Genomic DNA, 19,099 nt, shown 5'->3' with positions numbered 1-19,099 from the left:
AGCAACCTTACGACATGGAAAGTTGTGGGGTATGTGAAACAACCCCATTTGGCCGGATGCTGAGTGGACGTTAATTAAAAACTCTTGAAGATCATTAATATGACAGAATCTTTTGCTCAACTCTTTGAAGAATCCCTGCAGAATATTGAAACTCGTCCTGGTTCTATCGTCCGTGGTACTGTTGTTGCCATCGATAAAGACGTTGTCCTGGTTGACGCAGGTCTGAAATCTGAATCTGCAATCCCAGTAGAACAATTCAAAAATGCTCAGGGTGAGCTTGAAATCCAAGTTGGCGATGAAATCGATGTAGCGCTGGATGCAGTTGAAGATGGTTTCGGTGAAACTATTCTTTCTCGTGAGAAAGCGAAACGCCATGAAGCATGGCTGATGCTTGAAAAAGCTTACGAAGAAGCTGAAACTGTTACTGGTGTTATTAACGGTAAAGTTAAAGGTGGTTTCACTGTAGAACTGAATGGTATTCGTGCATTCCTACCAGGTTCATTAGTAGATGTTCGTCCAGTTCGTGACACTACTCACTTGGAAGGCAAAGAGCTAGAGTTCAAAGTAATTAAGCTAGATCAGAAGCGCAACAACGTTGTTGTTTCTCGTCGTGCTGTAATTGAATCTGAAAGCAGCGCAGAACGTGATCAACTGCTCGAAAATCTGCAAGAAGGCATGGAAGTTAAAGGTATCGTTAAGAACCTTACTGACTACGGTGCATTCGTTGATCTCGGCGGTGTTGATGGCCTGCTGCACATCACTGATATGGCTTGGAAACGTGTTAAACACCCAAGCGAAATCGTCAATGTTGGTGATGAAATCACAGTTAAAGTTCTGAAATTCGACCGTGAGCGCACTCGTGTTTCTCTGGGTCTGAAACAACTGGGCGAAGATCCTTGGGTCGCAATCGCTAAACGTTACCCAGAAGGTACTAAACTGACTGGTCGCGTTACTAATCTGACTGATTACGGCTGCTTCGTAGAAATCGAAGAAGGCGTTGAAGGTCTGGTTCACGTTTCAGAAATGGATTGGACTAACAAGAACATCCACCCATCTAAAGTTGTTAACGTTGGTGATGTTGTTGAAGTTATGGTTCTGGATATCGATGAAGAACGTCGTCGTATCTCACTGGGCCTGAAACAATGCAAATCTAACCCATGGCAGCAATTTGCAGAAACTCACAACAAAGGCGACCGCGTTGAAGGTAAAATCAAGTCAATCACTGACTTCGGTATCTTCATCGGACTGGAAGGCGGTATCGATGGCCTTGTTCACCTGTCTGACATCTCCTGGAACGTTGCAGGCGAAGAAGCAGTTCGTGAATACAAAAAAGGTGACGAAATCGCAGCTGTTGTTCTGCAAGTCGACGCAGAGCGTGAGCGTATTTCTCTAGGTGTTAAGCAGTTGGCTGAAGATCCATTCAACAACTACTTAGCTGCAACTAAGAAAGGCGCAATCGTAACTGGTAAAGTTATCGCAGTTGATGCTAAAGGTGCAACTGTTGAGCTGACTCTGGGCGTTGAAGGTTACCTGCGTGCATCAGAAGCTTCACGCGACCGCGTTGAAGATGCAACTCTGGTTCTGAACGTTGGTGATGATGTTGAAGCTAAATACACTGGTGTTGACCGTAAAAACCGTGTAATCAACCTGTCTGTTCGTGCAAAAGACGAAGCTGATGAAAAAGACGCTATCGCTACTGTGAACAAACAAGAAGATACTAGCTTCGGTAACAACGCAATGGCTGAAGCATTCAAAGCAGCTAAAGGCGAATAATTAAGGTGGGGGTAACGGGTGTTACCCCTTCGTAGCGGTAGTTTAGGGAGGTACTATGACCAAGTCTGAGTTAATTGAAAGACTGGCTAGCCAGCAATCTCATTTGTCAGCTAAAACGGTTGAGGAAGCTGTTAAAGAAATCCTTGAGCATATGGCTGACACACTGGCTGGTGGTGAACGTATAGAAGTCCGCGGATTCGGCAGTTTTTCTCTTCACTACCGTGCTCCGCGTGTTGGGCGTAACCCAAAAACTGGAGACAAAGTGGAGCTGGAAGGTAAATACGTTCCTCACTTTAAACCAGGTAAGGAATTACGTGACCGTGTAAATATTTATGGTCAATAATTGACTATAAATCTTAATTATTAGTTCAAAACGGTGCTTGTATTTTACAGCACCGTTTTTTCTTTTAGCCTCAAACAGCCAAACAGCCAAACAGCCAAACAGCCAAACAGCCAAACAGCCAACCAAACGATTGTTTATCTATTAGTATTTATACTCGCCATGCTTCAAGTTGTACGGTTTTTTGTTAAGATATAAGGGACTGCGCTACGCTCGACGAGTTATATCGTTTATCTATACTCCCCCCGACTATCTTCACTGTTCGCCTACCTGCAACTCCAATTATTTTGAGTATATATCGAGTGATATTCACTATCGATTATCAATAAACACCCTATTTGCGAAGCGTTACCCAAAAGAATGTAATATTGCAAAACAAGGCATAAATTATTGCGTGCAGGTACGAACACTGCAAATAGCGATGACAAAAATAAGGCTCGATTTCGTTATGCTTAAAATAGGCATTGCGGCTTAGGGGGCCATGATGAACCAAAAATTATTTTATTGGCTGTGGGGAGGGCAACTTTCTTATACGCAAGCTGCTATTGCTATTTTTATCGGGATATTGCCTATTTTATTTATTCATGAGCTTCCTAAAATAAGTAATTCAACAATAATTTTATTGATATTATTTTTCTTTTTAATTTTTATCAAAGTTAATAGATATATTAAATTTATTGCTTTGATTATGATGGCATTGCTATGGGCTATTTGGCATAGCAATTTTTTGATTGAAAAAATGAATGCGCTATCAAAGACACAACATCAATTAGATATTACCGTGATTAGTGTACCTTTATATGAAAAAGAGAAGGAAAAGCTTAAGGTTAGGATCAATAAGATTAATAATGTTCCTCAGTTTCCACCAATCTATGCAATGTGGCAAGTCAATCAATCGATGCATAATTTATGTTCAGGTCAAACATGGCGATTAAATGGCTTATTAAAACCATTGCATTCATCTTTAAATGAAGGTGGTTTTGACCAACAGCGATATTCCATATCTCAACGTATTATTGGGACATTAAAGGTATCAACGTCGCGGGTTATTGATGAAGAGTGTTCAGTTAGGCAAAAAGTCATCAATTCATACATTGATAATATTAGTTTATTAAAAAACGCAGGGGTTACTTATGCGCTAATGTTTGGTGAAAGGGGCATGTTATCACCGGAACTATCATTATTATTACAAACTACAGGACTAAGCCACTTAATTGCTATTTCTGGTTTACATATCGGCTTATCTTATCTATTCGGCTATTGGTTAGTTAAGTTTGTCACCTATTTCTTTCCCGTATATTTTAGTCAGTATATCGTGCCCATTGTTGCGGGGGTAGCTTGCGCATATTTTTATGCTTGGGTTTCAGGGTTCGCCATTCCAGCGGTACGGGCGTTAATTGCTTTAGTTTTATGGATTTACATTAAACAGCAAAATAGCTTTTATTTTCCGTGGCAATGGGCGATTTGGAGTATAGGACTGATCCTTGTAGCCGACCCATTAGCGATATTATCGGATAGTTTTTGGTTATCTTTTTTTGCTGTTTTCGCAATATTATATTGGCTTCGATTATTTCCATTATCATCTTATATAAATTATACCAAAGCTATTCGTTGGGGAATTGCTTTCATTCATCTACAAGCGGGTTTGTTACTTTTACTTGCACCGATCCAAATCATGTTATTTCAAGGGATCAATGTGATGAGTTTTTTTGCGAATTTATGGTTAGTTCCAATAGTATCATGGTTGGTGATCCCTCTGATCCTCTTATTATTTTTGTTACCATTTTCATTTGTTCAACACATTATTTTTAATATTATTGACGAGATTATAGAAGTAGGATTAAAGCCATTAGCATACTTAAGTGATTACTGGTTTGAAATGCAGTTCGCTCCATTATTCATTTTTCTATTTTGTTGGTTGATTGGTTTATTTATCGCGCTTGGGCTATATCGGTATTATATTGGGTTACTTGGTTGTTTGGCGGCATTATGCATAGGGACAGAAAATACAACTCGGCAAATATCAGGGAATGAATGGAGCTTAACGTTACTTGATGTTGGTCACGGGCTAGCTGTGGTTATAGAACAAAAGGGTTTAGCATATCTCTATGATACAGGGAACCGCTGGCCTGAAGGAAGTAATGCGCAAAGACAGATAATTCCTTATTTGAAACGAAAAAAAATTATACCTATTGGGGTCATTCTCAGTCATGACCATCTTGATCATACGGGAGGTGTGAGTGCATTAAAAAAATAGTATCCTTGGCTGAGTCTACGTAGCAGTTTTAGTGGAGCTGCAAGTTTGCCTTGTATTAAAGGCCAGCATTGGCAGTGGGGAAAATTAAATTTTGCCGTGCTTTGGCCAGAACGGATATCTAAAAAATCACATAACGATGATTCTTGCGTCATTATGTTAAGTGATGGGTACCATAAAATTTTACTTACAGGGGATTTAGAAAAGCAAGGCGAACAAGCAATATCAGCGAGTTATCAGCAGCAGTTACGATCAGATATTTTATTCGCACCACATCATGGTAGTAATACTTCTTCAACGCCTTTATTCATAAGAATGGCTTCACCTAACATGGTGTTAGTCTCATCAGCGAGGTACAGTCCTTGGAAAATTCCATCAGATAAAGTACATTTTCGGTACAAAAGCAATAATATAAAATGGATTAATACAGCGGAGGCTGGTCAAGTAACTATCTGGTTTAGAAAGAAAACTATTGAATTAACACGCTATCGAAAGGAAATACATCCCCGCTGGTATCATCTCTGGTTTGGTGATCCGCAATTTCCCGAGTAGAATAGTGCGCTTACATTAAGTTTGGTAATAAAAACATGATTGATAATGACTTGTCGACACGACAAACGTTCCGCCGACTATGGCCTACGATTGCGCCTTTTAAAGCGGGTTTAATAGTTGCAGCAATTGCTTTAATTATCAACGCAGCAGGTGATGCGTTTATGATTTCTTTATTAAAACCTTTACTCGATGAAGGGTTTGATAAAGCAGATAACGACGTCTTAAAATGGTTACCTCTTGCGGTATTAGGCCTAGTTATTGTTCGTGGTTTATCCAGTTTCGTATCAAGCTACTGTGTTTCATGGGTATCTGGTAAAGTCGTGATGAGTATGCGTCGTCGGTTATTTGGCCATATGATGGGCATGCCGGTGAGTTATTTTGACCAGCAATCGACAGGGACATTATTATCTCGTATCACTTATGATTCAGAGCAAGTTGCGTCATCTTCATCGGGTGCATTAATTACCATTATCCGTGAAGGTGCTTATATCGTCGGTTTATTTGCGATGATGTTTTACTATAGCTGGCAATTATCATTAATTTTAATTGTGATAGCGCCAATCGTCTCTATTACTATCCGTATCGTTTCTAAACGTTTTCGTAAGATCAGTAAAAATATGCAAACGGGAATGGGGAGTGTTACGGCTAGTGCAGAACAAATGCTAAAAGGGCACAAAGAGGTTTTGATTTTTGGTGGACAAAAAGTTGAAACTGAGCGCTTTAATAAAGTCAGTAACAACATGCGTAGTCAATCGATGAAAATGGTGACTGCATCGGCAATTTCTGATCCAATAGTGCAACTCATAGCTTCTTTTGCTTTAGCTTTTGTTCTTTATGCTGCAAGTTTCCCTGAAATTCGTGAGCACTTAACATCAGGAACGATTGCGGTTGTGTTTTCATCGATGTTTGCATTGATGCGCCCATTGAAATCCTTGACTAACGTTAACTCCCAGTTCCAACGTGGTATGGCTGCATGCCAAACTTTGTTTGCTATTTTAGATTCTGAGCAAGAGAAAGACGAAGGAACAAAAGTGCTAGCTAAAGTAAAAGGGGATATTGAATTTCAAAATGTCACTTTTACATATGCAACGAAAGAACACCCTGCATTGGATGATATTTCATTTACGTTACCGGCTGGTAAGTCCGTTGCTTTGGTTGGGCGCTCGGGGTCAGGAAAATCGACAATCGCGAATCTGATTACACGCTTTTATGATATTGATAAAGGCAGTATTCGTATTGATGGTCATGATATTCGTGAATATACGCTTGAGTCACTACGTAGCCAAGTTGCGCTGGTCTCACAACATGTTTACTTATTTAACGATACTATCGCTAATAATATTGCTTATGCAACCGATGGGCGTTATACCCGCGAGCAAATCGAAAAAGCAGCAGAAATGGCTTACGCAATGGACTTTATTGCTAAGCTCGACAAAGGGTTAGACACAGTGATTGGTGAAAATGGGGTGATGCTTTCAGGTGGGCAGCGTCAGCGTATTGCAATTGCTCGTGCTCTATTGCGTGATGCGCCAATCTTGATCCTAGATGAGGCAACTTCGGCGTTAGATACAGAATCTGAACGAGCCATCCAAGCAGCACTGGATGAGTTACAAAAAAACAGGACATCTTTAGTGATTGCACACCGTTTATCAACAATTGAAAATGCGGATGAAATCTTGGTTGTGCAAGATGGCCATATTATTGAGCGTGGCAGCCATAAGTCCTTGATAGCTGAAGATGGCGCATATGCTCAGCTGCATAAAATTCAATTTAGCAAATGATACAACGAATTTGGTCTGGCCAATCATGGCTTTATATTTTACTTCTACCGCTATCGTTTCTTTATGGCGCGATAGCACTTATTAGGCGTATTGGTTATAAAGTTGGATTGTTTCGTTCATGGAAAGCGCCAGTTCCAGTCGTTGTTGTCGGTAATTTAACTGCTGGGGGAAATGGAAAAACCCCAGTTGTGATTTGGCTAGTTGAATCATTAATGAAACAAGGTTACCGAGTTGGTGTTGTTTCCCGTGGTTATGGCGGAAAAGCTGAGCATTATCCGTTAATTATATCGTCGTCGACGACGACGTCAGAAGCGGGAGATGAACCCGTTTTAATTTATCATCGAACAAAAGCCCCTGTTGCTGTTGCACCAAAACGCAGTGATGCAGTAAAAGCATTGCTTGATAGTCACGCATTAGATGTGATCATTACTGATGATGGATTACAGCATTATGCATTGGGTCGCGATTATGAAATCGTTGTTATTGATGGCCAGCGTCGTTTTGGTAATGGTTGGTGGATACCCGCAGGTCCAATGCGTGAACGAGCAGGCCGTCTGAAAAGTGTTAATGCTGTGATTGTCAATGGTGGTAGCGCTCAACTTAATGAAACCGCCATGGTTTTAGCTGGGGATATGGTGATTAATTTACTGACAGGTGAGCAGCGACCTGTTAGCTCTCTTAATACAGTGATTGCAATGGCAGGAATTGGCCATCCACCGCGTTTTTTTACCTCTTTAGAGAAAAAAGGTTTATCGCTAATTCAAACATATGCTTTTGCAGATCATCAGTCTTATCAGCAGCAGCAGCTTTCTATATTAACCCCAAATAATGAACCACTATTGATGACTGAAAAAGATGCGGTCAAATGCCGCTCTTTTGCACAAGCTAATTGGTGGTACCTTCCTGTCGCAGCTTCTTTTGATCCTATAGGTGAAAAGCAGATTTTAAGTGAAATAAAAAATATTATAGTTAATAGCAAAAAAACTTGCCCCTAATCGTTTACTGTGATAATAATATCGCCAACGTGATGTAGATCCACTTATTATGTATATAGATGTAACTCATTAATAAGTGATACATCTACTGAGTTAAGTTCACGGCCTACTTGTTAAGTTAATCCTCACATTTCTGCGTTTACTCATCAGTTTTGTCATCTAAGTGTCAAAAAATACTGTTAAGTTACAGAGAGTCACTAGTGTGTGGAAGGTCGTTAATGAATGTGTGTAATTAAGTGATTGCACATCAAAATGGTAAAAGTTTACTTACTCTTAAAACGTTTTAATAAATCGGCAATTTATCATGGGGTAACGAATATAAGAGTACTAGTACAACAATAAATAGAATTATTGTTCTTAGAACAAAAGGAGTTTTAATATGAATTTTCAATTACATATGGGTCGTGTTAAATGGTTTGATGCAAATGAAGGTTATGGGTTTATTTCGCCAATGAATGGCGGTGATGATATCTTTGTTACTCGAAAATCAATTGCAAATAAAAAAATCAAATCATTATCTGAAGGCCAAAACGTCGAGTTTTCTGTTACTCGCAATTCTGATGGTATAACGGCTGCTGACGTTATTGCTTATTAATTAAATAGTTAACAGTAATACTTCTCCTGCACCTATCCTCTCAATTCTATGCAGGAGATGTGATCCAAAAAGATTAAAGTTAACGGTGATATCGGCTTGTGTTATCCTGACCCGAAGTGAGTTAAATCCATTTGGGAGAAAACATGGATCACCGTTTACTTGAAATCATTGCTTGTCCTATCTGTCACGGTAAGTTGAGTTACAATAAAGAAAACCTCGAACTTATCTGCAAATTTGATCATCTTGCATATCCTATCCGTGATGGCATTCCTGTTCTACTTGAAACCGAGGCTCGTCAAATCTCATTAGATGAAGGGCAGTAATCATTATGTTTACTGTTATTATTCCTGCTCGTTATGCATCAACGCGTTTACCTGGCAAACCTCTGGCTGATATCCATGGGAAGCCGATGGTCGTTCGAGTGATGGAACAAGCGATTAAATCAGGGGCATCGCGGGTAATTGTTGCGACAGATCACCCTGATGTTGCTAATGCGGTTATTGAAGCGGGTGGTGAAGCTTGTATGACAAATCCTAACCATCAATCGGGTACTGAGCGTTTAGCGGAAGTAATTGATACTTATGGTTTTGCTGATGATGAAATCATCGTTAACGTACAAGGGGATGAGCCATTAATTCCACCTGAAATTATTAGCCAAGTTGCTCATAATCTTCAAGGTAGTAAAGCTCAAATGGGGACGCTTGCTGTACCTATTCATGATGCATATGAAGCATTCAATCCGAATGCAGTAAAAGTAGTGACCGATCACGAGGGTTATGCCTTATATTTTTCTCGTGCAACCATACCTTGGGATAGAGATCGTTTTGCTACTACTCAAAATACAATTGGTGATCACTTCTTACGTCATATTGGAATTTATGCTTACCGCGCAGGTTTTATTCGTCGCTATATTACTTGGCAAGCGAGTCCATTAGAAAAAATCGAGATGCTAGAGCAGCTGAGAGTGCTGTGGTATGGAGAGAAAATTCATGTGGCCGTTGCTGAAAAAACGCCGGGTGCAGGTGTTGATACACCTGAAGACCTTGAAGTGGTGAGACAGCAATTTAAATAATACATATTCATCGTACTTCAAGTTACAGTGTAGTGTAGCGCTAAGATTGAAAAAAGTGTGACTCAGTTTTTGAGTCACACTTTTTTATTTATTCAGCCTCGATAGTTTCTGGGGTTAATATAGGGGCTTCAAGTGGTTGAGTGTTATCTGGTTTTAAGTAAAACCAAATAGAACCGATCAATTCATACCAAGCGCGTTCACTGTGGCTGAAGTAATATGCCGAGGGAATGTATTTTTCCCATGGATTAAGCGAACTTTTAATTGCGAGCTGGTTGGCTGGTGCAGGTATTGGTTCCATACCTCTTGCCGTAAACATGGTGACTGCTCTAGGCAAGTGGTTGGCTGATGTTACGAGTAAAAAAGGTTCTTTACCGATAATTTTTTCAACTTCAAACGCTTCTTCTTGAGTATCTTTTGGTTCAGTTAAAGCGATAGTATCTTCTGCCGGCACACCAAGTGATTGAGCGACCATAGCTGCTACCTCAGCACTGCTAATCGCGCTACTCGCTTTACCTCCTGTAAAAATCAGTTTGCTACCAGGATGTTTTAAATACAATCGTATCCCTTCCGTCACACGAGGTAAGCTGTTATTGAGTAAATTAGAGCTTGGGCTCCAATCAGGGTTATAAGTGAAACCACCACCAAGCACGACAATATAGTGAATGTTTTCGGGGGGATTGGTCGTAATCAACTCATAGCGTTTATCAAACTGTCCTTCAACGGGGCTAAGTAAACGGTCAGAGATTGGCTGAAGCCCTAATAGCGCAATCACAATGAAGCTGAATGTCACGCAGGTTTTCCCCACTTTTTGCCAGCGAGTGAACCATAACAATAAGATGCCAATAAACCCTAAAATGAGCAGAAGAGGGAGTGGCATCAATAATGCACCAAGGTATTTTTTTAAAAGAAATAACATAAGTGGGCCTATTTTTTAGATTTATCGTCAATTTATTGTTCAGTTTACGCTATGGTATGCCAAAATAAGGCTATTATCTGTTATCATTGAGGTTTAGTTGACTTCAGCGCCTTGGATGATGTTGATACTCATCATACTTCAAGTTGCAGGGCTTTGAGTTAAGGTATGGTGACTACGCTTACCTGCAACTCTCATTATTTAGAGCTTAAGCTTAATTTTAGCTGAATTTACCTTAAATCGTATTCTGAATTTGATCTTATTTGATTGGCTATCAAAGCGACAAGATAGATACAGTCTGATTTTAGGGAGTAAGCATGAATTTAACCGACAAAGAATAGTCTATTTTTAGGATCACCGGACAATACATGGTAGACCGCAATTTTGATGATATTGCTGATAAATTTGCAAAAAACATCTATGGAACGACAAAAGGCAAAATCCGCGAAGCTGTTGTTTGGCAGGATCTCACACACTTAATTAGCCAGCAATTTCATGGGCAAACATTACGCATATTGGATGCAGGTGGTGGTGAAGGGCATTTTTCACGCAAACTTGCCGCATTAGGGCACCAAGTCATACTTTGCGATTTATCTGAAGAAATGCTGGAACGTGCAAGTGAACTTGCCGAAGCCCAAGGGATTAGCGAAAATATGCGCTTTATTCACTGCGCTGTACAGGACATCGGGCAATATATTGACCAACCTGTTGATTTAGTCCTTTTCCATGCGGTGTTAGAATGGATTAGCGATCAAAAATATGCAATTGAACGGTTGGTCGATATAATTAAGCCTCAAGGCGTATTTTCTGTCATGTTCTATAATGCTAATGGTCTAGTGATGCGAAATGCTATTTTAGGTAATTTTCACCTTGCTACGCCGCATATTCAACGCCGCCGTAAGCGATCATTATCGCCGCAAAATCCACTATTGCCGCAGCAAGTTGATGAATGGTTATCAGATTGCAAAATGGATATTATTGGTAAAAGTGGAGTGAGAGTATTTCATGATTACCTGCAAAGTAGGCAGTTACAGCAAAAAGACTTTCCTGCATTGCTTGAATTAGAACAACAATATTGTCGTCAGGAACCCTATATTAGCATGGGGCGTTATATTCATGTCATGGCGCGAAAACCGATAATAAAGGACGATTTATGAGTGATTTTTCCCAGACCGTCCCTGAACTCGTGTCTTGGGCACGAAAAAATGATTTTTCGATCTCATTGCCAGCAGAGCGTTTAGCTTTTTTGTTGGCGGTTGCAGTATTAAACAGTGAACGTGTTAATGGTGAAATGAGTGAAGGGGAACTGATTGATGCATTCCGTGAAGTTTGCAAAGGATTTGAGCAAACGACGGAGTCTTTATCTGTTAGAGCGAATAACGCTATTAATGATATGGTTCGCCAGAAAATATTTAACCGCTTTACGAGTGAAATTGCGGAAGGCAATGCTATTTACCGATTAACATCGCTAGGCATTGGGATCAGCGACTATTATATTCGTCAGCGTGAGTTTTCGACGTTAAGATTATCAATGCAGCTATCAATTGTGGCGGGAGAGCTACAAAGATCAGCAGAAGCTGCGGAAGAAGGTGGTGATGAGTTTTATTGGCACCGCTTTGTTTTTGCACCATTAAAATATTCTGTCGCGGAAATTTTTGATAGCATCGATCTGACTCAGCGTGTTATGGATGAACAACAAAATGGTGTGAAAGAAGACATTGCGGCGTTATTAAATCAGGACTGGCAGGCTGCGATTGCCAACTGTGAGCAATTACTTTCAGAAACATCCGGTACCTTGCGGGAGCTACAAGATACATTAGAAGCTGCCGGCGATAAGCTACAGGCCAATTTATTACGTATTCAAGAAGCGAATATGAATGCGCCTGAGTTCTCCGATAGAGTAGATCGACTGGTTTATGATTTACAGAACAAACTAGACCGTATTATTAGCTGGGGACAGCAATCTATCGACTTATGGATTGGCTACGATCGCCACGTGCATAAATTTATTCGTACAGCGATAGATATGGACAAAAATCGGATTTTCTCTCAGCGCCTTCGCCAATCAGTTCAACAATATCTTGATCACCCATGGGCACTGACGTATGCCAATGCAGAACGTTTATTTGATATGCGTGATGAAGAGTTAACCTTGAATGATGAAGAAGTGATGGGAGAGCTACCACCTGAACTTGAATTTGAAGAGTTCAGTGAGGTTAATGATCGACTTGCAGAGTTGATGGAATCCGAATTGGCATTCTATAAACAACAAAAACAGCCATTAGATGTCGCGCGAGTGGTAGAAGAATACTTGAAACAGTATCCACAGAAACGTCACTTTGATGTTACGCGTATTATCATTGATCAGGCAGTTAAATTAGGTATCGCAGAGGCTGATTTGGCGGGGTTACCGTCAGAGTGGCAAGCAATTAATGATCACGGAGCCAAGGTGCAGGCACATGTCATCGACAAATATTGAACAATTTATGCCAGTTAAACTGGTACAGGCATTGGCCAACCCGATATTTCCAGAGCTAGATAGCCAATTGCGTTCAGGGCGTCACATTAGCATTGATGATCTTGATAACCACGCATTCTTAATGGATTTTCAAGAGCCATTGGAACAATTCTACGCGCGTTATAACGTTGAACTGATCCGAGCGCCAGAAGGTTTCTTTTATTTACGCCCTCGTTCAACCACATTGATCCCGCGTTCAGTGCTTTCTGAGCTGGATATGATGGTGGGTAAAATTCTTTGCTACCTCTATTTAAGCCCTGAACGATTAACTAACCAAGGTATCTTTACGGCTCAAGAGTTGTTTGAAGAGCTGTTATCGTTAGCAGATGAAAGCAAGTTATTAAAATTTGTTAACCAGCGTTCAACAGGTTCTGACTTAGATAAACAAAAATTACAAGAAAAACTAAGAACGTCATTAAACCGTTTACGCCGTTTAGGTATGGTGCACTTTATTCAAAATGACACTAACAGATTTGTGATTTCTGAATCTGTATTCCGTTTTGGCGCTGATGTTCGAAGTGGTGATAACGTACAAGAAGCTCAATTACGCATGATCCGTGATGGTGAAGCCATTTCCCTCGAAGAGGGGTTATCCTTACAGGATAACGACGATGAAGAAACAGATGATAACCAAGACGCGGCCGAAAGTGATGAGGATGAACAAGTATGATTGAACGCGGTAAATTTCGCTCACTGACGCTGATTAACTGGAATGGTTTTTTTGCGCGTACTTTTGACTTAGATGAATTAGTCACCACCCTATCAGGGGGAAATGGTGCGGGCAAATCAACGACTATGGCAGCATTTATTACCGCCATGATCCCTGACTTGACGCTATTACATTTTCGTAACACCACTGAAGCAGGAGCGACATCAGGGTCACGTGATAAAGGTTTGCATGGTAAGTTACGTCCTGGTGTGTGTTATGCCATTTTGGATGTACTAAACTCAAAACATCAACGTGTAATGGTGGGTGTTAGGCTGCAACAGGTCGCAGGACGTGATAAAAAAGTTGATATCAAACCGTTCATGATCCAAGGCGTACCAATTGCCACTGTCCCCACAGAAATACTGACTGAAGTTTTTGAAGGTCGACAAGCAAAAGTTATTCCGCTTAATGACTTAAAAGAACGAATGGAAGCTCAAGAGGGGATCCACTTTAAACAATTCAATTCGATCACTGACTATCATTCAGTATTGTTTGAATTAGGGGTGCTACCAAAACGTTTACGTTCAGCAAGCGATCGTAGTAAATATTACCGTTTAATCGAGGCATCACTTTACGGTGGTATTTCGAGTGCGATCACACGTTCATTACGTGATTACTTATTGCCTGAAAACAGTGGGGTGCGTAAAGCTTTCCAAGATATGGAAGCGGCATTACGTGAAAACCGACTGACATTAGAAGCTATCCGTGTCACTCAGTCGGATCGCGACTTATTCAAACACTTAATTAGCCAAGCAACTGATTATGTTTCGGCTGATTACATGCGTCATTCCAATGAGCGGCGCATTCATCTTGATTCTGCGATGGCTGCGCGTAGCGAACTATTTGCTAGCCGCAAACAGCTACGCCAAGAGCAAGTTCGCAGTATTGAAATTGCTCGTGAATTGAATGAACAAAATAGTTCATCATCTGACTTAGAAGCTGATTACCAAGCTGCGAGTGACCATTTAAATTTGGTGCAAACAGCACTTCGTCAACAAGAAAAAATCGATCGCTATCAGGCAGATATTGAAGAATTAACCTACCGCCTTGAAGAACAATCGGAAGTGGTTGCCGAGGCGACAGAACGTCAAGAAGAATTGGAAGCACGCTCAGAAGCTGCGGAAATTGAAGTTGATGAGCTAAAAAGCCAGCTGGCGGATTACCAGCAAGCACTGGATGTGCAGCAAACTCGTGCAATCCAGTATCAGCAAGCCTTACAAGCGTTGACGCGTGCACGTGAACTATGCCAATTACCTGAATTGTCTATCGATAATGCTGATGAATGGTTAGAAACTTTCGAAGCACGTGAGCAGCAAGCGACAGAAACTTTACTGTCGTTAGAGCAAAAAATGAGTGTTGCGGATGCCGCTCATAGCCAATTTGAACAGGCTTATCAACTAGTTAGAAATATGATTGGTGAAGTCAGCCGTAGCGATGCTTATCAACAAGCGAGGGCATTACTACGAGATTCGGCGTCACAACAACATTTAGCTGATCGTGTGCAGCCATTGCGTATGCAGCTTTCCGAGCTACAACAACGCTTAGATAGCCAGCAAAATGCAGAGCGTTTGTTAAGTGAATTCTGTAAGCGCCACAATAAGAGTTATGAACCTGATGAGCTGGATGCCTTGATGGCAGAGCTTGAAGCTCAACAAGAAGAGCTAAGTGTTGGTGTCAGCGACAGTGGCGAACGTCGCATGCAAATGCGTCAAGAGCTTGAACAAATTCGTCAACGCATTCAAGTACTCACCTCTAAAGCCCCCGCTTGGTTAATGGCACAAGAGGCATTAACCCAGCTGAATGAGCAAGCGAATGAAACTTTTGAGTCAAGTAGCGCTGTCACCGAACATATGCAGCAATTACTTGAACAAGAAAGGGAAATTACGGTTGAGCGTGATGAAGTCGCTGCTCAGCGACGTGAGTTAGAAAAGCAGATCGAACGTCTCAGCCAACCAAGTGGTGCTGAGGATGGTCGAATGCTGGCGCTAGCTGAACGACTAGGCGGTGTTTTATTGTCTGAGATTTATGATGACATCACCATTGACGATGCTCCGTATTTCTCGGCACTCTATGGACCTGCGCGCAATGGTATCGTCGTTCAAGATCTATCTGCTGTACGTAACCAATTAGAAACACTGCAAGATTGTCCTGAAGATGTCTACTTCATTGAAGGAGATCCATCTTCTTTCGATGATAGTGTCTTTGATGCTGAAGAATTTGAAAATGCGGTTTTAGTTCGTTCATCTGATAGGCAATGGCGTTTTTCTCGCTATCCAGAAGTGCCATTATTTGGTCGTGCTGCACGTGAAACACATCTTGACTCATTGACATTGGAACGCGATAGCCTAGCCGAGCGTTATGCGACATTATCGTTTGATGTCCAAAAAATTCAACGTTCGCATCAAGCGTTTAGTCGTTTTATCGGGCAGCACATTTCAGTGGCATTTGAAACGGATCCTGAAGCGGAAATTCGCACACTCAATCAAAAGCGTACTGAACTAGAACGTAGCTTGGCGCAGTTTGAAGAGCAAACTCAGCAACAACGTCAACAGTATGCACAAGGTAAGGAAAGCTTATCTGCGCTTAATCGTTTGATCCCATTAGTTGGCTTATTAATGGATGAAACGCTGGTAGACCGTGCTGATGAAATTCGTGATGAATTATCTGATGCTGAAGAAGCGGCGCATTTCCTTAACAAACATGGTCAATCACTGGCTAAATTAGAGCCAATCGTGACGGTGTTGTTGAGCGATCCTGAGCAACATGACCAGCTACGTCAAGATTATGAAACGGCAAAACATACCCAACAAACGGCTAAGCAACAGGCGTTTGCTTTAGTTGAAGTGGTTCAGCGTCGTGCTCACTTCAGTTACAGTGATTCAACGGGGATGGTTAATGAAAATGCTGACCTCAATGAAAAATTACGTCAGCGTTTGGAACAAGCAGAAGGTGAACGAAGCCGCGCTCGTGAACAGTTACGTCAGCAGCAATCGCAATCAGCGCAATTTAATCAAGTTTTAGCATCTCTACGCAGTTCATTTGATACTAAACAAGAGATGTTAAAAGAGCTCGAAGCCGAAATGCAGGATATTGGTGTTAAAGCAGATCCTGAGGCACAAGAAAGAGCACGCGTTCGTCGCGATGAGTTGCATCAATCAGTGATGGCAAATCGTAGCCGCATCAACCAATTGGAAAAACAACTTACCTTGTGTGAAGCAGAAATGGATAACCTGCAAAAACGCATTCGTAAGCTAGAAAAAGACTATTACTTGCTGCGCGAACAAGTTGTTTCGGCGAAAGCGGAATGGTGTGCGGTAATGCGTTTGGTGAAAGACAACGGTGTTGAACGTCGCTTACATCGTCGTGAGTTAGCTTACACCGATGGTGATAGTTTACGTTCCATGTCGGATAAAGCATTAGGTGCTTTGCGTTTAGCGGTTGCTGATAATGAACACTTACGAGATGTGCTGCGTTTATCGGAAGATCCAAAACGTCCAGAGCGCAAAATTCAATTCTTTATTGCTGTCTATCAACATCTGCGTGAACGTATCCGTCAAGATATCATTCGTACTGATGACCCGATTGATGCTATTGAGCAGATGGAAATTGAGTTAGCACGTTTAACGGAAGAGTTGACGGCTCGTGAACAAAAACTGGCCATTAGCTCGAAGAGTGTCGCGAATATTATTCGCAAAACGATCCAACGTGAGCAAAACCGTATTCGCATGTTGAACCAAGGCTTACAGGCGGTAGCATTTGGTCAAGTAAAAGGGGTGCGACTCAATGTTAATATTCGTGAAAGCCACTCTTTACTGTTAACTGTATTATCAGAAGAAAGTGAACTACATCAAGATCTGTTTACTAGCCAACGCTTAACCTTCTCTGAAGCTATGGCTAAGCTGTATCAACGTTTGAACCCACAAGTCGATGTGGGGCAACGTTTGCCGCAGACTATCGGTGAAGAATTACTAGACTATCGTAACTACCTTGAACTTGAAGTTGAGGTAAACCGTGGTTCCGATGGTTGGTTGAAAGCGGAAAGTGGTGCCTTGTCAACAGGGGAAGCTATCGGTACAGGTATGTCAATACTTGTAATGGTTGTACAAAGTTGGGAAGAAGAATCACGTCGCTTGCGTGCTAAAGATATCATACCTTGTCGTTTATTGTTCCTCGATGAAGCTGCGCGTTTGGATGCGAAGTCGATCGCTACTCTATTTGAACTGTGTGATCGTTTAGAAATGCAATTGATTATTGCTGCGCCCGAAAACATTAGCCCAGAGAAAGGTACCACCTATAAATTGGTTCGTAAGGTATTTGAGAATCGAGAGCATGTACATGTTGTTGGTTTAAAAGGATTTGGTCAAGAAGTAATCAATCAGCAACAGCCATCAGCGCAAGAGTAACCAGCTAACTCTTTCAGGCAAAGTTAAAACGGTGCTAAGCATAAATTAGCACCGTTTTTTTATTCTTATACTAACTGTAATTAATGAGTGACTGACTAAATAGACTATCAATATGAGATATTAGTCTCATTTTTATGATAATAAAGACATTACTATTTATTTTCTTGTGATGCATAACAAAAAATGATGCGAGATGTCTCTATAGTTTGCTTTTCGATTGCTCACTAGTTAATCAATTAATTAAGGATCACACATGAAAAAAACGACACTGACTTTAAGTGCCATTGCTTTGGTGCTCAGCTTTACCGCAACATCACAGGCAAAAGTATTAATGCCAGAAGTCGTCAGTTCTGGGGTTACAGTAGCTCAACTTGCTGAGCAGAAACCCGTTCACTGGGTTTCTATTGAGCAAATTAAAAATAGTCTTGAAGGTCAAGCTCCGATGGCAGTGGGTTTTGATATTGATGACACCGTATTGTTTTCTAGCCCAGGTTTTTACCGTGGTAAGCTAGAGTATTCACCAAATGATTTTAGCTATCTAAAAAATATTGAATTTTGGGAAAAAATGAATAATGAGTGGGATAAATTCAGTATGCCTAAACAAGTGGGTATTGATTTAGTCCAAATGCATTTAAAACGTGGTGATACCGTTTACTTTATTACTGGGCGTACTAAAACGAAAACAGAAACCGTCACCAAATATGTTCAAGAAGGGCTGGGGATCCCTGCGGATAAAATGAACCCAGTTATTTTTGCAGGTGATGAGCCGGGACAAAACAATAAAGTAAGTTGGATGCGTGATCATAAACTAAAAATTTATTATGGTGATGCAGATGCTGATATTGCAGCGGCTCGTGAATTGAATATCCGTGGCATCCGTATATTACGTGCAGCAAATTCATCTTACCAACCATTGCCTAAGGCTGGCCAATTTGGTGAAGAAGTCGTAATAAACTCGGAATATTAATTAAGCGTAAGCTAGTCCAGAAGATATCTAAGAGAAGACCCGATAGTATATAGGGTCTTTTTTTATGCTTAAGATATCAGCCTATTCTCTAAAATGTAACAAGCTTAAATCTTTTATTGATGATTGTTTTTGGATTTGTTTTTTTGGGGGATTTATTGCAATACTATTTTTCTTGAAAATTTTCATCTGAAAGTTAGCTAATTATTAACTTGATAAATCAGTAGATG

13 protein-coding genes and 1 pseudogene are annotated in these 19,099 nt (G+C 40.8%); 13 read left to right on the top strand and 1 reads right to left on the bottom strand.

Annotated elements, in window-relative coordinates; genetic code table 11:
- The first annotated feature begins 99 nt into the window (after nt 1-99).
- The 8 genes and pseudogenes from rpsA to kdsB all read left to right on the top strand — a co-directional run bounded on the left by rpsA (nt 100) and on the right by kdsB (nt 9,362).
- Entirely contained in the window at nt 100-1,773 is a 1,674-nt protein-coding gene (gene rpsA, locus M1E96_RS14185; protein ID WP_070924893.1) for a 30S ribosomal protein S1, read from the top strand.
- Nucleotides 1,774-1,828: 55 nt separating this feature from the next.
- Nucleotides 1,829-2,116, top strand: a complete 288-nt coding sequence (ihfB, locus tag M1E96_RS14180) for an integration host factor subunit beta (protein WP_042846474.1) — start codon at nt 1,829-1,831, stop codon at nt 2,114-2,116.
- Between the two features lie 478 nt (nt 2,117-2,594).
- Nucleotides 2,595-4,919: pseudogene (locus M1E96_RS14175) on the top strand (DNA internalization-related competence protein ComEC/Rec2).
- Nucleotides 4,920-4,954: 35 nt separating this feature from the next.
- A complete protein-coding gene (gene msbA, locus M1E96_RS14170) occupies nt 4,955-6,700 on the top strand; it encodes a lipid A ABC transporter ATP-binding protein/permease MsbA (protein WP_272580921.1) in 1,746 nt (581 codons plus the stop codon).
- Nucleotides 6,697-7,695 (top strand): tetraacyldisaccharide 4'-kinase, encoded by a 999-nt coding sequence (gene lpxK / locus M1E96_RS14165; RefSeq protein WP_272580920.1) that lies wholly within the window; start codon nt 6,697-6,699, stop codon nt 7,693-7,695. Before msbA ends, lpxK begins: the two co-directional genes overlap by 4 nt.
- 379 nt (nt 7,696-8,074) lie before the next feature.
- Nucleotides 8,075-8,290: a cold-shock protein gene (locus tag M1E96_RS14160; RefSeq protein ID WP_070924890.1), complete on the top strand. Its 216-nt coding sequence runs from the start codon at nt 8,075-8,077 to the stop codon at nt 8,288-8,290.
- 143 nt (nt 8,291-8,433) lie between these two features.
- The gene (locus tag M1E96_RS14155) at nt 8,434-8,613 is read left to right on the top strand and encodes a Trm112 family protein (protein WP_070924889.1); all 180 of its coding nucleotides are present in this window, start codon (nt 8,434-8,436) and stop codon (nt 8,611-8,613) included.
- Between the two features lie 5 nt (nt 8,614-8,618).
- Nucleotides 8,619-9,362 (top strand): 3-deoxy-manno-octulosonate cytidylyltransferase, encoded by a 744-nt coding sequence (gene kdsB, locus M1E96_RS14150; RefSeq protein WP_272580919.1) that lies wholly within the window; start codon nt 8,619-8,621, stop codon nt 9,360-9,362.
- A gap of 88 nt (nt 9,363-9,450) precedes the next feature.
- On the opposite strand, the gene elyC is transcribed toward kdsB, so the two are convergent.
- Nucleotides 9,451-10,278: an envelope biogenesis factor ElyC gene (gene elyC, locus M1E96_RS14145; RefSeq protein WP_272580918.1), complete on the bottom strand. Its 828-nt coding sequence runs from the start codon at nt 10,276-10,278 to the stop codon at nt 9,451-9,453.
- A gap of 365 nt (nt 10,279-10,643) precedes the next feature.
- Between elyC and cmoM the strand changes: the two genes are divergently transcribed.
- The 5 genes from cmoM to aphA all read left to right on the top strand — a co-directional run bounded on the left by cmoM (nt 10,644) and on the right by aphA (nt 18,872).
- Complete coding sequence (cmoM, locus tag M1E96_RS14140) at nt 10,644-11,432, top strand: tRNA uridine 5-oxyacetic acid(34) methyltransferase CmoM (protein ID WP_070924886.1); 789 nt, start codon at nt 10,644-10,646, stop codon at nt 11,430-11,432.
- Complete coding sequence (gene mukF, locus M1E96_RS14135) at nt 11,429-12,754, top strand: chromosome partition protein MukF (RefSeq protein ID WP_070924885.1); 1,326 nt, start codon at nt 11,429-11,431, stop codon at nt 12,752-12,754. The genes cmoM and mukF overlap by 4 nt, the downstream gene beginning before the upstream one ends.
- Nucleotides 12,735-13,463, top strand: coding sequence for a chromosome partition protein MukE (mukE, locus tag M1E96_RS14130; protein WP_070924884.1), 729 nt, complete (start codon nt 12,735-12,737; stop codon nt 13,461-13,463). The genes mukF and mukE overlap by 20 nt, the downstream gene beginning before the upstream one ends.
- Nucleotides 13,460-17,905 (top strand): chromosome partition protein MukB, encoded by a 4,446-nt coding sequence (gene mukB, locus M1E96_RS14125; RefSeq protein WP_349485570.1) that lies wholly within the window; start codon nt 13,460-13,462, stop codon nt 17,903-17,905. The genes mukE and mukB overlap by 4 nt, the downstream gene beginning before the upstream one ends.
- 253 nt (nt 17,906-18,158) lie before the next feature.
- Nucleotides 18,159-18,872, top strand: coding sequence for an acid phosphatase AphA (gene aphA, locus M1E96_RS14120; protein WP_070924882.1), 714 nt, complete (start codon nt 18,159-18,161; stop codon nt 18,870-18,872).
- Nucleotides 18,873-19,099: the final 227 nt, after the last annotated feature.

This window comes from Providencia sp. PROV236 (assembly GCF_033676985.1).
Classification (GTDB): domain Bacteria; phylum Pseudomonadota; class Gammaproteobacteria; order Enterobacterales; family Enterobacteriaceae; genus Providencia; species Providencia manganoxydans.
This window is presented reverse-complemented; position numbering and strand designations above follow the sequence as displayed.

Coding starts and splice junctions, on each gene's coding strand:
- kdsB (WP_272580919.1), top strand. CDS start 8,619: ATGTTTACTGTTATTATTCCTGCTCGTTATGCATCAACGCGTTTACCT.
- mukE (WP_070924884.1), top strand. CDS start 12,735: ATGTCATCGACAAATATTGAACAATTTATGCCAGTTAAACTGGTACAG.
- M1E96_RS14160 (WP_070924890.1), top strand. CDS start 8,075: ATGAATTTTCAATTACATATGGGTCGTGTTAAATGGTTTGATGCAAAT.
- M1E96_RS14155 (WP_070924889.1), top strand. CDS start 8,434: ATGGATCACCGTTTACTTGAAATCATTGCTTGTCCTATCTGTCACGGT.
- elyC (WP_272580918.1), bottom strand. CDS start 10,278: ATGTTATTTCTTTTAAAAAAATACCTTGGTGCATTATTGATGCCACTC.
- rpsA (WP_070924893.1), top strand. CDS start 100: ATGACAGAATCTTTTGCTCAACTCTTTGAAGAATCCCTGCAGAATATT.
- ihfB (WP_042846474.1), top strand. CDS start 1,829: ATGACCAAGTCTGAGTTAATTGAAAGACTGGCTAGCCAGCAATCTCAT.
- mukB (WP_349485570.1), top strand. CDS start 13,460: ATGATTGAACGCGGTAAATTTCGCTCACTGACGCTGATTAACTGGAAT.
- lpxK (WP_272580920.1), top strand. CDS start 6,697: ATGATACAACGAATTTGGTCTGGCCAATCATGGCTTTATATTTTACTT.
- msbA (WP_272580921.1), top strand. CDS start 4,955: ATGATTGATAATGACTTGTCGACACGACAAACGTTCCGCCGACTATGG.
- cmoM (WP_070924886.1), top strand. CDS start 10,644: ATGGTAGACCGCAATTTTGATGATATTGCTGATAAATTTGCAAAAAAC.
- mukF (WP_070924885.1), top strand. CDS start 11,429: ATGAGTGATTTTTCCCAGACCGTCCCTGAACTCGTGTCTTGGGCACGA.
- aphA (WP_070924882.1), top strand. CDS start 18,159: ATGAAAAAAACGACACTGACTTTAAGTGCCATTGCTTTGGTGCTCAGC.